The sequence below is a fragment of the Zoogloea sp. genome (assembly GCF_017302315.1).
Lineage (GTDB): Bacteria > Pseudomonadota > Gammaproteobacteria > Burkholderiales > Rhodocyclaceae > Zoogloea.
Window position 1 is genome coordinate 1 of sequence record NZ_JAFLDT010000053.1, and the last position, 16,668, is coordinate 16,668.

The window sequence follows — 16,668 nt, forward strand, 5'->3', positions numbered from 1 at the left end:
CCTCGCCCGCCTTGAGGCCGATGCCCAGGCGGCCCAGGGTGTTGGCCAGCCAGGCCACGGCATTCACCGGGGAGCCCTGCACGGCGGCGCCGGTGGAGGTGCTGATGACCTCGCCGTTCTTCTCGAGGACCATGCCGGCCAGGGCCAGGTCGAGGTCGCGGGGGCTGCGGCGCACACCGCCGAGGGTCAGCACACCACAGGAGGCGTTGTCGGCCACCGTATCCTGGATCTTGATCTTCCAGTCCTGGATGCGGGAGTCGACGATCTCGAAGCAGGGCACGACACACTCGGTCGCGCGCAGCACGTCGGCCGGGGTGACACCGGGGCCTTCCAGGTCGCGCTTGAGGATGAAGGCGACTTCGGCTTCGGCGCGGGGGGCGATCATGCTGTCGACGCGGATCGCTTCGCCTTCGCTGAAGACCATGCCGGAGGTCATCTGCCCGAAATCGGGCTGGTTGACCTTGAGCATGTCCATGACCACCTTGCTGGTCACGCCGATCTTCTTGCCGATGATGGTCTCGCCAGCGTCGACGCGGCGCTGGATCATGCGCAGCTGGATGCGGTAGGCGTCCTCGATGGTGATGTCGGGCTCCCGGTCGGTCAGCGGGGCCACCGCCTTGCGGGTGATGAGGGCGTTGTACAGCTCGTCGCCGTAATGTTCGATCTTAGTCTGGTCCATGGTTCTTCCGTATCTAGGCAAAGTGGGGTGCCGGCCCCGGGGGAGGGATCGGGGCCGGCGGGCGCCCTGGGGAGGGCGCCGGGAGGAACAGTGTCGCTGCCACCCCATGACAGGCGGACACTCCGCTGTCATGGATGAAGGACAAGGGCCAGGCTGAGCCTGGCCGGCGGCAGTTTAGTACTTGATCATCACGTTGCGCAGCTCGGTGTAGAACTCGAGGGAGTGCAGGCCCCCCTCGCGACCGATACCGGACTGCTTGGAACCACCGAAGGGGGTACGCAGGTCGCGCAGGAACCAGCTGTTGACCCAGCACAGACCCACTTCAATCTGGCCGGCGACACGGCTGGCGCGGCTGATGTCCTGGGTGTAGATGGAGGTGGCCAGGCCATACTTGGTGTCATTGGCCATGCGCACGGCTTCTTCTTCAGTGTCGAAGGGCTGGATGTGGCAGCACGGCCCAAAGATCTCCTCGCGCACGACCGAAGCGGTTTCGGGCAGGCCGGTCCAGATGGTGGGTTCGACCCAGCAGCCATCCTTGAGATCGTCCGGCATGTCGGGCACGCCGCCGCCGGTGACGATGGTGGCGCCCTCCTCCCGGGCTTTCTGATAATAGGAGAGCACCTTCTTCTGGTGCACCTTGCTGACCAGGGGGCCGATCTTCGTGTCTTCGTCGAAGGGGCGGCCGGGCTTCATGCCTTCTGCCTTGGTTTTCAGGGCGTTGACGAACTTCTCGAAGATCGGGCGCTCCACGTAGACGCGCTCGGTGCCCAGGCAGACCTGGCCACAGTTCTCGAAGACCGAGCGGGTGACGGTGTTCACTGCGTTCTCGAAGTCACAGTCGGCAAACACCACCGCGGCGTTCTTGCCGCCCAGTTCCAGGGACACCGGGCGGATGCCATCCGCACCCGCCTTCATGATGGCGGTGCCTGTCTTGGTCTCGCCGGTGAAGGTGATGCCGCTGACGTCCGGGTGGGCAGTCAGCAGGGCACCGGCGGAATCCACGCCGAAGCCGTTGATCACGTTGTACACGCCGGGGGGCACGCCGACCTTGTTCATCACCTCGCCCAGCAGGGTGGCGGTGGCCGGGGTGACTTCGGAGGGCTTGACCACCACGGTGTTGCCGCAGGCCAGGGCCGGGCCGACCTTCCAGGTCATCAGCAGCAGGGGCAGGTTCCACGGGCTGATCACGGCGATCACGCCGCGCGGCGTGCGCACGCCGTAGCTGCGGGCGGTCTTGCCGTCGGGGGTGCGCATCTCGAAGGACTCGGTGGAGACGTTCTTGATGGTGTCGGTGAAGATCTTGAAATTTGCCGCGCCCCGCGGAATGTCGATGTGCGAGGCCAGGTGGGCGGGCTTGCCCGTGTCGGCGATCTCGGCCTGCAGGAAGTCGTCGAAGCGGTGGTTGATCTCGGCGACGATGGCGTCGAGCATGGCACAGCGTTCAACCACCGAGAGCTTGCCCCAGGGGCCGTGCAGGGCCGCCTTGGCGGCAGCCACGGCGGCATCCACTTCGGGCTTGCCGGCCTCGTAAACCAGGCCGATCAGGGAGTTGTCCACCGGGTTGCGGTTCTCGTAGGTCTTGCCACTGACGTTGGTGACGTATTCGCCGTTGATGAAGTTCTTGAAGTCTTTCATGTCGTGCTCACTGTGTAGGGTGGCGGCCGGCCGGCCGATGCGTGCCCCGGGCATGCACATCGGCGGCCCGCTGGGATGAATTCTATTTTAGCGATATTTTTTTAAAATCTCGATATTTTTATTCATCGAATTTTCTGTCAGGTGAAGACGCTCAGAAAGGCTTCATTGAGCTTACGGTCGTGATAGAAGATCGCCGGGCCGAGGGTCTCGTCGTACCAGGTGATCACCGGCTTGTCCGGGTAGGCGATGTAGCCGCCGGAGAACACCTCGTTGCGGTTGCCGGAGGGGTCGAAGAAGTAGATCGTCTCGCCGCGGGTGATCCCGTGGCGGGTCGGCCCCAGGTCGATGGAGGTGCGGGTACGGGACAGCACATCCCCGGCATGCAGCACCTTCTCCCAGCTGCCCAGCTCGAAGGACACGTGATGCAGCTTGCCCTTCACCGGCTGGCGGATGAAGGCCACGTCGTGGGCCTTGTTGGAGCAGGTCAGGAAGGTGCCGATCATGAAGTCCGGCTTGTCCTTCAGCACCACCTTCTCGGTGATGTAGAAGCCCAGCACCTCGGTGAATACCTTCACCGTGCCGTCCAGATCGTCGCCATACAGCAGGCAGTGGTCGAAGCGCGACGGGGAGATGCCCACCAGGCCGTCGGGCCAGGGGTTGGGGTTGATGTCGGGGCCGTCGGTGCCGCAGTTGTTGCCAAGCCGGCTCTTGTCGGCATACAGCTCCATCACGTGGCCGGTGGGGACGGTGAAGCGGAAGCGCTCGCCGGTGCCCGGGTGCTCGCCGGCCGGGATCCAGGCCAGGTCGGCGCACAGGCCGCAGGCTTCCAGATCGGCGGCGAGGCGCCGGAGGGTGGTGTCCGAATCCACCTTCCAGGCCATGTAATCCAGGCCGGCGGAGTCGGCTTCGCGCAGCACGATGCTGTGGTGGTCGTGCTCGTCCCAGGCCTTCAGGTAGACGCGGCCTTGCGCGTCCCGGGCGGTTTCGATGAGGCCCATCACATCCTTGTAGTGCTTGAGGGCCGGTTCCAGTTCGAGGACGCGCAGCGACACATGGCCGGGGCGCAGGACTCCTGTAAGTGCCATTTGAATCTCTCCTTGTTTTGGGGGTACGGGTGGGCCGGGGTCAGCTCTGGGCGGCGACCTTGGCCTGGCCCTGCTTCGTCACGGCGATGGCCGAGGCGGAGCGTTTGTGGTCGATGAGGGACACCGCCACGGTGGCGATGACCGCCGGGATGGCGATGGCCATGAAGTTCTGCTCCAGCGGGAGCGCCATGCCCACCAGAGTGCCGATGACGATGGGGGCCAGGATGGCGCCGCTGCGCCCCACTCCCGAAGCCCAGCCGATGCCGGTGGAGCGCACCGCCATCGGGTAGAACTGGCCCACGTAAGCGTAGGTGAGGATCTGGGTGCCGATGGTGGTGGCGCCAGCCAGGCCCACCAGCAGGAACAGCAGCTCGGTGGGCACCTTGAAGCCCAGCAGGGTGATGGATACGGCGGCGGTGGCGTAGAAGCCGATCAGCACATGCTTGATGTGGAAGCGGTCCGCCAGCCAGCCACCACCGATGGCACCGATCATGGCCCCGAAGTTGAGCACCAGCACGAAGGTCAGGGCCGAGCCCAGGCTGTAGCCGGCAGCGGCCATCAGCTTGGTGAGCCAGGAGCTGAGGGCGTACACCATGAACAGGCACATGAAGAAGGCCACCCAGAACATCGCCGTGGAGAAGCCCCGCCCTTCCTGGAACAGCTTGCCGATGGGGGCGCCGTGGGCCTTGTGGTGGGCGTGCAGCTCGAAGTGGTCATCGGCGGACGGCTGGTAGGACGGGTCGATGCACTGGAGGATGGCCTTCAGCTCATCGATGCGGCCGCGCTTGAGCAGGTAGGGCATGGACTCGGGCAGGGCCTTGAGGATCACCGGGATCAGCACCACCGGCGTGGCTGCGGCCAGGAACACCGACTGCCAGCCATGGGCCTCGATCAGCCCCTTGCCCAGCACCGCTGCCAGCATGCCGCCCACCGAGTAGCCACTGAACATCAGCGTGGTCAGGGTGGAGCGCATCCGCCGTGGCGAATACTCGGTCATGTGGGCCACCACCGCCGGCATCACGCCGCCGATGCCCAGGCCGGCGAGGAAGCGGGTGACGCTGAAGGCCACCGGATCGGAGGTCATGCCCGCCGCGGCAGTAAACAGGCTGAACAGGGTGATGCAGACGACGATGGTCCATTTGCGCCCGATGCGGTCGGCCAGGGTGCCGAGGAAGATGGCGCCGAACATCATGCCGAACAGGGCCGAGCTGACCATGAAGCCGGCGTTGGTGGCCGAGACGCCCATCTCCTTCATGATGGAAGGCAGGGCAATGCCGGCCACGGCCAGGTCATAGCCGTCAAAAATGATGATTAGCGCACACCAGAACAGCACGCCGAAGTGGAAGCGGTTGTAACCGGCGTGGTCCGCCATGTCATGGATGTCGATGGTTTTCATGAATGTCTCCGTTGTATTTGTGGGGGCTGCCGGGGTGTTCAGCCGAGGTCGCCGCCACCCACCGGCAGCACGCTGCCGGTGATGTAGGAGGACTCGTCGGAGGCGAAGAAGAGAATCGGGGCGACCTGCTCGGCGATGGTCCCGTAGCGGTGCATCAGGCTCGAGTCGAGGGTCTGGTCGATGACGCCCTGGTACCAGGCCTGCTCCTGTGCGGTGGGCGGCACGGCGTTGCGGGGGATGCGCCGGGGCGGCGCCTCGGTGCCGCCCGGGGCGGTAGCGTTGATGCGGATGCCGTTGCGGCTGTGCTCCATGGCGATGGACGCGGTGAGCGCGTTGATACCGCCCTTGGCCGCCGAATAGGGCACCCGATGCACGCCGCGGGTGGCGATGGAGGAGACATTCACGATCACGCCCTGCTGCTGTTCCAGCATGGCCGGCAGCACGGCGCGGCAGCACCACAGGGTGGGGAACAGGGAGCGGCGGATCTCCGCTTCGATCTGGGCTTCCTCGTAGTGCTCGAAGGGCTTGGCCCAGATGGTGCCGCCCACGTTGTTGATCAGCACATCAATGCGGCCAAAGCGGGCCAGGGCCTCTGCGGCCACGGCCTTGGCGCCGGCAAAGGTCTCCAGGTCGGCCTGGATGGCGAAGGCAGTGCCGCCGGCTGCGACGATGCCGGCGACCACCTCCTCCACCAGCGGCGAGCGGTCCACCGCCAGCACCCGGCCACCCTCGGCGGCCACCTGCACGGCCACGCCCTGGCCGATACCCTGGGCGGCACCGGTGACGATGACGGCCTTGCCCTTGAAACGCTCGGAACGGCTCATGCTGCGACTCCTTCGCTGGCTGCGGAGAACTTCTCGAAATAGAAATGGGCAGGCGCGACGCCCACGCCGGCCATCCACCGGCGCACGCCTTCGACCATGGGCGGCGGGCCGCACACATAGACGTCGGCCTGGCCGCCGTGCAGGTCGTCGGCGGAGAGGTGGTCGGTGACATAACCCAGGCGCGGATGGCCGCTGGCCGGGTCCACCACGCAGGTGAAGTAGTCGAAGTCGGGCAGCGCGGCCTTGAGGGCCTCCAGGGTGGCCAGCTCGACCAGGTCGGCGTTGCAGTTGACGCCATAGGCCAGGCGGATAGGCTGATTCACCGGATGGGTCTGCAGCCAGCGCAGCATCGACAGGAATGGCGCCAGGCCGGTGCCGCCGGCCAGCATCAGCACCGGGCCTTCCACGGGACGCAGGTAGAAGCTGCCGTAGGGGCCGGTAAATTGCATGCTGTCGCCGGCCTGGGCGGTGTTGCGCATGAAGCTGCTCATCAGCCCACCCGGTACATCGCGGATCAGGAAGGACAGACCGGCCTGGTTGGGGGCGGAGCTGAAGGAGTAGGCGCGGGTCTCGGCGGTGCCCGGCACCGTCAGGTTCACATACTGGCCGGGCAGGAAGGACACGGGCTTGTCAGCCGTCAGGCTGAAGGACACGGTGGTCGCCGAGGCCCGGTCGATCTCACCGAGCACGCCGGTGTGGCTGGCCACGGCGGTCTTGCAGGCGGCGGACGAGGCCGGCACCCGGATCACGCAGTCGGACTGCGGGCGGGTCTGGCAAGTGAGGAGGTAGCCCTGGCGGGCCTCTTCCTCGGTCAGGGCGTCGTCGATATACACGCCCTGGGTGTAGGTGCCGCTCTCGCAGTGGCACTTGCAGGTGCCGCAGGCGCCGTCGCGGCAGTCCAGCGGAATGTTGATCTTGGCCCGAAAGGCCGCTTCGGACACGAGTTCGTCGGCTTCGCAGGGAATCATGCGGGTCACCCCGTCTTCAAACTGCAGCGCGATGTTGTAGGTCATGGTCTTGTCCCCTCTGTTGTTTTTGCGGTCTGTCCGGCCCGCCCCGGCGGGCGGGCCAGGCTCATCAGATGTGGTAGATATCCAGCACGTGATGGATGTGGTCGTTCTTCAGGACCACGTACTTGCGCGTGATCAGCGGCTGGGGGCCACGCACGTCGAGGGTGTATTCGGAGGTGCCGAAGTAGGTGTCCACGACGTCGTAGCGGAAGCTGTGGGTGGTCCAGTTGAAGCGCACGCGGATCTCGCCCTCCTCCCGGGACAGCACTTCCACGTTGCTGATGGCGTGGCCGGTGCGGGTGTCGGGGATGGTGGCGCTGGAGCGCTCGGTCTCGATGCGGAAGACCCGGTCTTCCAGGCCCTGCTTGCAGGCGTAGTAGATCAGCGAGACTTCGTTGTTCGGGTCGGTGGTCAGGGTGTCGTCGTCATCCCAGGACGGCATCCAGAACTCCACATCCTCGGCGTAGAAGGCCAGCCAGTCGTTCCAGCGGCGTTCATCGAGGGCACGGGCTTCCTGGTACAGGAAGGTTTGAATGGCTTCGTAGGACAACATCACAGGGCTCCCTTCTGTTCGGCCTCGGCGGCCTTTTTCATGGCTTCGAGCCAGTACTGGTGCTGGACCACGTACAGGCCTTCGTCTTCGGTCTTGAGGCCGCTCAGCTCCGGCGCGAGGCCGATCACCTTCGCGTTCTCATCGGCGCCCTGGACCCAGTGGGTGGCGCCGCGGCACATGTCGTTCCACTTGACGGCGCGGGCGTTGAAGCCCTGCTGGCAGGAGCGGAACTCTTCCAGGTCGTCGGGGGTGGCCATGCCGGTGGCGTTGAAGAAGTCCTCGTACTGGCGCAGGCGGCGGGCACGGGCTTCGGGGGCTTCGCCCTTGGGAGCGATGCAGTAGATGGTGGCCTCGGTCTTGTCCACCGAGATGGGGCGCAGCACGCGGATCTGGGAGCTGAACTGGTCCATCAGATACACGTTGGGGTAGAGGCACAGGTTGCGGGACTTACCCAGCATCCAGTCGGCCTTGGCCTCGCCGAACTTGTCGACCCATTCGTCACGCTTGGACCACAGGGGGCGGTCTTCCGGGTTGGCCCAGTTGGTCCACAACAGCATGTGGCCGTGCTTGAAGGAGTAGAAGCCGCCGCCCTTGCGCGCCCAGCCGCCGGCGCTCATGGCCTTGATGGTGTCCACCTTGCCGTCGGCGGTACGGCGGCCCTGGGTGGCGGCGTAGTTCCAGTGCACCGCGGTCACGTGGTAGCCGTCGGCGCCGTTCTCGGCCTGCAGCTTCCAGTTGGCGTCGAACACATAGGAGCCGGAACCGCGCAGCACCTCGATGCCGTCGGGAGCCTGATCGACGATCATGTCGATGATCTTGGCGGCTTCGCCCAAGTGCTCGTTCAGGGGCAGCACGTCGGGGTTGAGGCTGCCGAACAGGAAGCCCTTGTAGCTCTCGAAGCGGGCCACCTTGACCAGGTCGTGGCTGCCCTTGCAGTTGAAGCCTTCCGGGTAGCCGGCGTCGGGGGTCTGGTCCTTGACCTTGAGGAGCTTGCCGGCGTTGCTGAACGTCCATCCATGGAAGGGGCAGGTGAAGCTGGATTTGTTGCCCTTCTTGTGGCGCGCCAACTGGGCGCCCCGGTGGGTGCAGGTGTTCAGGTGGGCGTGCAGGGTACCGGTCTTGTCCCGGGTGATCATCACCGGCTGACGCCCCATGTGCACGGTGAAGTAGTCGTTCTCCTTCGGGATCTGGCTCTCGTGGGCCAGGTAGATCCAGTTGCCCTCGAAGATGTGCTTCATCTCCAGCTCGAACAGTTCCTCGTCGGTGAACGCGGCCCGGTCCAGGCGATAGGTGTGATTGACGGGATCCTCTTCAAGCATCGCATCGAGCTTGTCGAGAGTGCTGCACTGGTCTTGGCGGATCTGGGTCACGCTCATCTCCTCTTTCAGGTCAGGTTTCAAGGGTTGTGCCCGGGGGCGGTGGCTTACACTTCTTTCAGGCATGACCGGGCCCTTGCCGGGTGCAGGAGCGCCTAGCGGGAGATCGGTCTGCAGGGAATAAAAGAGGCCGGCGGGGGTGCCGGCCAAAGGTCCGCGCTAGGGCGGACCGGGGAGGTGATTGATTTGCTGGCCCATGGCGGGTGTCTCCGTTCTGCTGGCCGGCCCCGATGAGGGCGCGGTCCGTGTCCTTCGGCGGAGAAGCGAAGCGCCCTGGAGTCCCTGGCGCATCCGGTGCATTTCCCGCCTGCTTGCAGGGCATTCAGCAGAAAGCGTGCCACCTCCCGGGGCCGGAAAATGCCGACCGTGCGCGAGGCCAGTGTTCATGCGGGAATCGGAATTTATCTCGAGATTTGTATAGAATTTCGCTGCAATGCAACAAAATACCTTATCGAGCAATAAACAAACCAAATGCTTCATTGGGTGTATTCAATCCGGCGGACCGAGTGCACCATTGCATTCACTGTCTGCGCCAAGCCAGGTGCGGCAGCCGGAACAACGACGCCAGAGAGATGGAACGAGACATGACGAGAACGTGCACACACCACGCCCGCGAGGCCCGGCCATGAAGGCCGGCAGCCGCGCCCCCCGGGCCACGGCCGAGCGCCGTCCCCTCCTCTCCCCTGACCCCCTGGAGGACAACAAGGACGATGGGGACGACAGGGTCCCCTTCCCCGAGCTGGCCGACCTGATGGGACGCCTGCACTTTTCCACCAACGACGGGCGGATCTGGCTGGACGACCAGCGCATGCTGCTGGTCCACGCCTCGGCCCTTGGCATGCTGCGCAAAGAGATGATCGACAACCTGGGCATGGATGTGGCCCGCGGCTTCATGACGCGGATGGGCTACCACGCCGGGGTGAGCGACGCCCGCCTGGCCCGCAAGATCCGCTCCCGGTACTCCATTCAGGACATGTTCGCGGTGGGCCCCCAGATGCACTGCCTCGAAGGCATCGGCATGTCCCAGGCGGTGCGCATGGAGTGCGATTTGGAAGAGGGCACCCACTACGGGGAGTTCCTGTGGTCCAGCCCGGTGGAAGACGAGGAGCACATCCGCCACTTCTCCATCGGTACGGAGCCGGCCTGCTGGATGCAGATCGGCTACGCCTCGGGATACTCCACCGAGTTCATGGGACGTCAGATCCTGTACCGGGAGGTGGAGTGCCAGTCCATGGGCCATCAGATCTGCCGCATCGTCGGCAAGCCCGTCGACGAATGGGGCCCCGATGCGGCCCAGGATCTGCACTTCATCCTGGCCGACTCCCTGCGCCCCAGTGGTCAGCCCCTGGCCCCCCGCCCCAGCTGCGAGCTGATCCTGCCTCGTGGCGAGAGCCCGCAGCCGGACATGCCGGTGGGCATCTCGCCGAGCTTCAAGGCGGTGATGCACCTGGTGCGCAAGGTTGCGCCGACCCGGGCCACGGTGCTCTTTCTTGGAGAGAGCGGCGTCGGCAAGGAGGTGTTCTCGCGCACCCTGCACCGCCTCGGCAGCCGGGCGGACAAGCCCTTCGTGGCGGTCAACTGTGCAGCCATCCCGGAGCAGCTGATCGAGTCGGAGCTCTTCGGGGTTGAGCGCGGCGCCTTCACCGGCGCCCTGCAGAGCCGCCTCGGCCGCTTCGAGCGGGCCAACGGCGGCACCCTGTTTCTGGACGAGATCGGCACCCTCACCGCCAGCGCCCAGGGCAAGCTGCTGCGCGCCCTGCAAGAGGGCGAGATCGAACGCTTGGGCGACTCCCAGACCCGCAAGGTGGACGTGCGGGTGATCGCCGCCACCAACGTGGACCTGCGCGACGAGGTGAAGGCCGGGCGTTTCCGCGAAGACCTGTTCTTCCGTCTCAACGTCTTCCCGGTACGCATCATTCCCCTGCGCGAACGGCGGGAAGACATCCCCCTGCTGATGAATCACTTCCTCAACAAGTTCAACGCCCGCCACGAGCGCCGCCAGACCGGCTTCACCCAGCGGGCGGTGGACGCCATGCTGTCCTACGACTGGCCGGGCAACATCCGGGAGATGGAGAACGTGATCGAGCGGGGCGTGATCCTCGCCCCCGAAGACGGCGCCATCGACTCGCCGCACCTGTTCACCAGCGGCGAGCGCTTTACCGAGCAGCGCTTCGCCATCAACCGGAACGGCAAGCTCATCGCCGTGGATCCGTCCACCTTTATCGCCGACCTGACCCAGGAGCGGGAAGTGGAACGGGTCAGCCGTGGCGTCAACAGTCTGCTGCTCGACGAGGACGCCGAGTGCGACCAGGTCTCCCTGGACGAGATCGAGACCCTGCTCCTCAAGCGCGCCATCGAGCGCGCCCAGGGCAACGTGGCGGCGGCGGCCCGCCTGCTCGGAATCACCCGCCCGCAGATGCTGTATCGCCTGAAGAGCCGGGGGATCATCAACGACGGGGAGTAAAGCGCCGCCTCCTCCCTCGCCGCCATGACGGCCAACTGGCTTTTCGGTATCGTTGAAAGCTCGCGCGAGGCACAACAGGAGAGCAAGCCATGACCCGCAACACCCAGCAGTTCGTGCGCCCCCAGGGCCGCAACACCGGAAAGATCGTCAGTGCAGCCGACGCCGTGCGCTTGATACGCGCCGGTGACACGGTGGCCACCACCGGTTTCGTCGGCATCGGTTTCCCCGAGAACATCGCCATCGCGCTGGAACAGCGCTTCCTCGACACCCGCGAACAGGACCCCCACGGCCGGGGCCAGCCCGAGGGCCTGACCCTCGTCTACGGCGCCGGCCAGGGCGACGGCAAGGACCGCGGCCTCAACCACCTGGGCCACGAGGGGCTGGTAAAGCGTGTGATCGGAGGACACTGGGGCCTGGTGCCACGCCTGCAGGAGCTGGCAGTCGCGAACCGCATCGAAGGCTACAACCTGCCCCAGGGGGTCATCACCCACCTGTACCGGGACATTGCCGCCGGCAAGCCAGGCACCCTCACCCGCGTTGGCCTGGGCACCTTCGTCGACCCCCGCTTCGGCGGCGGCAAGGTGAATGCGCGCACCACCGAGGATCTGGTGCGGGTGATGGAAATCGACGGCGAGGAGTACCTCTTCTACAAGGCCTTCCCGATCAGCGTCGGCATCATCCGCGGCACTACAGCCGACCCCGACGGCAACATCACCATGGAAAAGGAAGCCCTGACCCTCGAAGGCCAGGCCATCGCCATGGCTGCGCGCAACAGCGGCGGTATTGTCATCGCCCAGGTCGAGCGCATCGCCGAGGCGGGCTCCCTCAACCCGCGCCAGGTGAAAATTCCCGGCATCCTGGTGGATTGCATCGTGGTGGCCGAGAGGCCCGAGTGGCACATGCAGACCTTCCTCGAACAATACAGCCCGGCCTTCTCCGGGGAGATCCGCGTGCCGGTGAGCTCCCTCGAACCCATGAAGATGAGCGAGCGCAAGATCATCGCCCGCCGTGCGGCCATGGAGCTCACCCCCAACGCGGTGGTGAATCTGGGCATTGGCATGCCGGAGGGGATTGCTGCGGTAGCCGCCGAGGAGCGCGTCATCGACCTGATGACCCTCACCGCGGAGCCCGGCGTGATCGGTGGCATTCCCCAGGGCGGGCTGAACTTCGGTGCCGCTATCAATACCGCAGCCATCGTGGACCAGCCCAGCCAGTTCGACTTCTACGACGGCGGCGGCCTCGACATCGCCTTCCTGGGGCTCGCCCAGGCGGATATGCAGGGCAACCTCAACGTCTCCAAGTTTGGCCCCAAGCTCACGGGCGCCGGCGGCTTCATCAACATCAGCCAGAACGCCAAGAAGGTCGTCTTCGTCGGCACCTTCACCGCCGGCGGGCTGGAGGTGGCCCTGGACGACGGCAAGCTGAAGATCCTTGTCGAGGGCAAGGCAGTGAAGTTCGTCCAGGAGGTCGAACACCGCACCTTCAGTGGCCCGGAAGCGCTACGCCGCCGTCAGCCAGTGCTGTATGTCACCGAGCGCTGTGTGTTCGAACTGACCTCCGACGGTGTCGAGCTGATCGAGGTGGCGCCGGGGGTGGACATCGAACGGGACATCCTTGCCCACATGCGCTTCGCCCCCGTCATTCGCGACACGCCACGCGAAATGGATGCACGCATCTTCCGGGATGAGCCCATGGGCCTGCGCGGCACCATCGTGACGACGCCCCTCGCCTCGCGCTTCCATTTCGATGCAATGCAAAACATCTTCTTCATCGACTTCGAAAACCTGCGCCTGCGCAAGGCGAGCGAGATTGAAGACATCCGCGCGCTCATCGAAGACATCCTCGCGCCCCTCGGCCGCAAGGTACCCGCGGTGGTGAACTACCACGGCTTCGACATCCAGGACGACCTCATTGAGCTCTATGCCAATATGATCGAAGGGCTGATGGCACGCCGCTACACCCAGGTCACCCGCTACGCCACCAACACCTTCCTGAGGGCAAAACTCGGCAACGCCCTGACTGCCCGTCAGCTCGCCCCGGGGATTTTCGACTCGGCAGAAGAGGCCAGGGCGGGAATCTCGAACCCCCAATGACGGGTGTCGGAACAACATCTGTTGTTGCAGTGCAACATAATCTATCAAAAGCACCATTTTTTTGTGCAACGCCCATTGTCGGTGCATGAGCGTGTGATATTGTTTTTGGCAAGAGGCTGCGGGAGGGAATTGATCTGCGTCTCTAACTGTTCAACAACAATGTGTGGAGAAAACTATGGCGACCAAGCAAGAACAGCAATTCAACGAGATCCAGAAAAAGAACCTCGAGGCCGCCATGCGCCTCGCTCAGCTCTCTATCGAAAACTCCCAGCGCATCATGGAACTGCAGGTGGGCACCGCCAAGTCCCTGTTTGAAGAAGGCGTGGCCAATGCCAAGGCGCTCTCCGGCGTCAAGGATCCGGCCGAGGCCCTGAGCCTGCGCACCGCTTACGCCCAGGCCACCACCGAGAAGATGCTGTCCTGTGCCCGCGAAATCGCCGAGATCACCTCCAAGACCCAGGCCGAAGTCGGCAAGATGGTCACGGAGCAACTCACCGGCGGCGGCCAGGACGTGGTTGACTCCTTCCAGAAGCTGTTCAAGGGCCTGCCCATCGGTGACCACAATGCCCTGGGTTCCATCCAGGCTGCCATGGACACCGCCCGTGCTGCCTACGAGCAGATGACCAAGGCTTCGGCCGACGCCTTCCAGGCCTTCACCAAGATCACCCCGAAGAAGTAATCGGCACGATCCGGTAGCAACAACAGACGGCGCCTTCGGGCGCCGTCTGCGTTTTTGGCACCCCTCTCCGCCCCCCGGCAGCGCCCTGCCCCACGCCTCCGCTTGAAATGGAAAAAGGGCATCGATCCAGAAACGGATCGATGCCCCCGAGGCATCCGCCGCCCGCCCCGGAAGCCCTGCGGCTTCCGGGTGACGGGTGTCAGCCGAAACGGCCGGTGATGTAGTCTTCGGTTTCTTTCTTCTTGGGACGCAGGAACAACTCGTCAGTCACGCCGTACTCGATCAACTCGCCAAGGTACATATAGGCGGTGTAATCCGAGATCCGGGCGGCCTGTTGCATGTTGTGCGTCACGATCACGATGGTGAAATCGTTCTTCAGTTCGATCACCAGTTCCTCGATACGCGACGTGGAGATCGGATCAAGCGCAGACGTCGGCTCGTCCAGCAGGAGCACCTCGGGCTTGACGGCAATACCACGGGCAATGCACAGACGCTGCTGCTGACCACCCGAGAGACTCATCCCGCTCTGGTTGAGCTTGTCCTTGACCTCCGGCCAAAGGGCGGCCTTCACCAGGGCCCAATGAACCCGCTCTTCCATGTCTGCACGACTCAACTTCTCGTGGAGCCCCACGCCGAAGGCGATGTTGTCAAAAATGGACATGGGAAACGGCGTGGGCTTCTGAAACACCATCCCGACCCGCGCCCGAAGGCTAGTCACGTCCACCTTGGGGTCAAGCAGATTCTGATTGTTCAGGAGGATCTCACCCTCGGCGCGCTGATTCGGGTAAAGATCGTACATCCGGTTGATGGTGCGCAGCAGCGTGGACTTCCCGCAGCCGGACGGCCCGATGAAGGCCGTCACCTTCTGCTTCTCCATCTCGAAGTTGATGTTCTTCAGCGCCAGGAACTCGCCATAGTAAAAGTTGAAATTCCGGAAGGCGACTTGCGCCTGACCCGTGATGACACCTTGATGGGATTGAGTGGCAGTTTGCATGGGGATGCTCGTTTAATGGAGTTTTTCAGCGCGGAAAAGCACGCGGGCAATGACGTTGAGTCCGAGGACACCCAGAGTGATCAGCAGAACACCAGCCCAGGCCAGACGCTGCCAGTCCTCGAAGGGGCTCATGGCGAACTTGAAGATCGTAACCGGAAGGTTGGCCATCGGCTCGTTGAGATCAACGCTCCAGAACTGATTGGACAGCGCGGTGAAGAGCAGCGGCGCAGTCTCACCGGCGATCCGTGCAACGGCCAGGAGTACGCCGGTCACGACACCGCTTCGGGCTGCACGGAGCGTAACCTTGTAGATCACGATGTGCTTGGGCGCGCCCAGGGCAAAAGCCGCTTCCCGCAAGGGCCCGGGAACCAGCATCAACATGTTCTCGGTGGTCCGGATCACGATGGGCAGCACCAGCAGGGCCAGGGCAATGACACCCGACCACCCCGAGAACTTGCCCGTGGTCGCGACTACGACCGCATAGACAAACAAGCCGATGACGATGGAGGGTGCCGACAGCAGAAGGTCATTCACGAAACGGGTCACCCGACCCAACCAGGTATAGCGACCGTACTCGGCCAGGTAGATACCGGCCATGATGCCGATGGGCGTACCCAGCAGCGTACCGAGACCAACCAGGATCAGACTGCCGACGATGGCGTTGAGCAGACCACCGTTTTCAGCTCCGGGCGGCGGGGTCATTTCCGTGAAGAGCGACAGGGACAGGCCATCAATCCCCAACTGGAGCACAGTCACCAGGATCCAGGCAAGCCAGAAGAGTCCGAAGACCATGGCTGCCAGGGACAGGGTCAAGGCAACCTGATTGGTTAATTTTCGACGGGCAAGGAGTTCCATGGAATTAGCGTCCTTCGTTGGCGGACAAGCGGAGCAGCAGCAGCTTCGACAGGATCAGCACAATCAGGGTGATGACGAAGAGGATCAGGCCGAGCTCCATCAGCGCTGAGGTGTGCAGCCCGCGCTCAGCTTCAGCGAATTCGTTGGCGAGTGCCGAGGTGATACTGTTGCCAGGAGCAAACAGCGAGGCCGTTGAAAGAAAGTTGGTGTTGCCGATGACGAACGTGACAGCCATGGTTTCACCCAGCGCACGGCCAAGGCCCAGCATGATGCCTCCCACCACACCATTCTTGGTGTAGGGCAGGACGATGCGCCACATCACTTCCCAAGTCGTACAGCCCAGACCGTAGCCGGACTCCTTGAGCATGGCCGGAGTGACTTCGAACACATCACGCATCACCGACGCAATGTAAGGGATGATCATGATGGCGAGAATGATCCCGGCACACAGCAGGCCAATGCCCATTGTGGGGCCCGAGAAGAGCGTGCCGATAAAGGGAAGCTGACCGAGGGTCGCAGCCAGTGCGGGCTGGATGTACTCACCGAAAATCGGCGCAAACACCAGAAGACCCCACATGCCGAACACAATCGAAGGCACGGCAGCGAGCAACTCCACGGCCGTGCCGAGCGGACGGCGCAACCACAGGGGGGAAAGCTCGGTGAGGAACAGGGCAATCCCGAAGCTGACCGGAACGGCGATCACCAGGGCGATGATGGACGACACGATGGTGCCGTAGATGGGAATGAGCGCACCGAATCGTTCGGCAGGCGGATTCCATTCCGACGAGAATATGAAGCCCGGCCCGAAGGCCTTGATGCTGGGCCAGGACTCCACCGTCAGCGCCACGATGATTCCAGCGAGCAGCATCAGCGCGAGCACGGCAAACAGCATGGAGATGCCGCCGAAGATCTTTGCTCCCACCTGACTCACCGGCTTGCGTATCGGCGGTGCGGTATCAGCCTGCCGACTGTTCATGTCAATGGCCTCAGTGTTCATGAAATTCGATCCGTTTGTTCATGGGTGA

14 protein-coding genes are annotated in these 16,668 nt (G+C 64.1%); 3 read left to right on the forward strand and 11 right to left on the reverse strand.

Annotated elements, in window-relative coordinates; translation table 11 throughout:
• The 8 genes from J0L98_RS14840 to benA all read right to left on the reverse strand — a co-directional run.
• A partial coding sequence (locus tag J0L98_RS14840; protein ID WP_296412546.1) for a fumarylacetoacetate hydrolase family protein occupies nucleotides 1-679 on the reverse strand: 679 nt, incomplete at its 3' end.
• A 174-nt stretch (nucleotides 680-853) separates the two neighbouring features.
• Nucleotides 854-2,314 (reverse strand): 2-hydroxymuconic semialdehyde dehydrogenase, encoded by a 1,461-nt coding sequence (locus tag J0L98_RS14845; protein WP_296412569.1) that lies wholly within the window; start codon nucleotides 2,312-2,314, stop codon nucleotides 854-856.
• Nucleotides 2,315-2,451: 137 nt separating this feature from the next.
• Complete coding sequence (locus J0L98_RS14850) at nucleotides 2,452-3,399, reverse strand: catechol 2,3-dioxygenase (protein ID WP_296412547.1); 948 nt, start codon at nucleotides 3,397-3,399, stop codon at nucleotides 2,452-2,454.
• A 40-nt stretch (nucleotides 3,400-3,439) separates the two neighbouring features.
• On the reverse strand, nucleotides 3,440-4,795 hold the full coding sequence (locus J0L98_RS14855) for an MFS transporter (RefSeq protein ID WP_296412548.1): 1,356 nt from the start codon (nucleotides 4,793-4,795) through the stop codon (nucleotides 3,440-3,442).
• Nucleotides 4,796-4,833: 38 nt separating this feature from the next.
• The gene (locus tag J0L98_RS14860; protein ID WP_296412549.1) at nucleotides 4,834-5,619 is read right to left on the reverse strand and encodes a 1,6-dihydroxycyclohexa-2,4-diene-1-carboxylate dehydrogenase; all 786 of its coding nucleotides are present in this window, start codon (nucleotides 5,617-5,619) and stop codon (nucleotides 4,834-4,836) included.
• Nucleotides 5,616-6,632 (reverse strand): benzoate 1,2-dioxygenase electron transfer component BenC, encoded by a 1,017-nt coding sequence (gene benC, locus J0L98_RS14865; RefSeq protein ID WP_296412550.1) that lies wholly within the window; start codon nucleotides 6,630-6,632, stop codon nucleotides 5,616-5,618. Before benC ends, J0L98_RS14860 begins: the two co-directional genes overlap by 4 nt.
• A 64-nt stretch (nucleotides 6,633-6,696) precedes the next feature.
• Nucleotides 6,697-7,182: a benzoate 1,2-dioxygenase small subunit gene (gene benB / locus J0L98_RS14870; protein ID WP_296412551.1), complete on the reverse strand. Its 486-nt coding sequence runs from the start codon at nucleotides 7,180-7,182 to the stop codon at nucleotides 6,697-6,699.
• Nucleotides 7,182-8,501 carry a benzoate 1,2-dioxygenase large subunit gene (gene benA / locus J0L98_RS14875; RefSeq protein WP_365954860.1) on the reverse strand — a complete coding sequence of 440 codons (1,320 nt, stop codon included), beginning with the start codon at nucleotides 8,499-8,501 and terminating at the stop codon, nucleotides 7,182-7,184. Before benA ends, benB begins: the two co-directional genes overlap by 1 nt.
• A gap of 652 nt (nucleotides 8,502-9,153) precedes the next feature.
• On the opposite strand from benA, the gene J0L98_RS14880 reads away from it, so the two are divergent.
• The 3 genes from J0L98_RS14880 (at nucleotide 9,154) to J0L98_RS14890 (ending at nucleotide 13,794) form a co-directional block, all read left to right on the forward strand.
• Complete coding sequence (locus J0L98_RS14880) at nucleotides 9,154-11,022, forward strand: sigma 54-interacting transcriptional regulator (protein ID WP_365954855.1); 1,869 nt, start codon at nucleotides 9,154-9,156, stop codon at nucleotides 11,020-11,022.
• An 89-nt stretch (nucleotides 11,023-11,111) separates the two neighbouring features.
• A complete protein-coding gene (locus tag J0L98_RS14885; RefSeq protein ID WP_296412553.1) occupies nucleotides 11,112-13,115 on the forward strand; it encodes an acyl CoA:acetate/3-ketoacid CoA transferase in 2,004 nt (667 codons plus the stop codon).
• 175 nt (nucleotides 13,116-13,290) lie between these two features.
• A complete protein-coding gene (locus tag J0L98_RS14890; RefSeq protein WP_296403637.1) occupies nucleotides 13,291-13,794 on the forward strand; it encodes a phasin family protein in 504 nt (167 codons plus the stop codon).
• A gap of 199 nt (nucleotides 13,795-13,993) precedes the next feature.
• Here J0L98_RS14890 and pstB read toward each other — a convergent pair whose 3' ends face one another.
• From pstB to pstC, 3 genes are read right to left on the reverse strand one after another with little or no spacing between them, the layout of a single operon-like run.
• Nucleotides 13,994-14,788, reverse strand: a complete 795-nt coding sequence (gene pstB, locus J0L98_RS14895) for a phosphate ABC transporter ATP-binding protein PstB (protein ID WP_296412554.1) — start codon at nucleotides 14,786-14,788, stop codon at nucleotides 13,994-13,996.
• A 12-nt stretch (nucleotides 14,789-14,800) separates the two neighbouring features.
• Entirely contained in the window at nucleotides 14,801-15,643 is an 843-nt protein-coding gene (gene pstA, locus J0L98_RS14900) for a phosphate ABC transporter permease PstA (RefSeq protein ID WP_296412555.1), read from the reverse strand.
• Between the two features lie 4 nt (nucleotides 15,644-15,647).
• Nucleotides 15,648-16,640: a phosphate ABC transporter permease PstC gene (gene pstC, locus J0L98_RS14905; protein ID WP_296412556.1), complete on the reverse strand. Its 993-nt coding sequence runs from the start codon at nucleotides 16,638-16,640 to the stop codon at nucleotides 15,648-15,650.
• Nucleotides 16,641-16,668 lie beyond the last annotated feature (28 nt).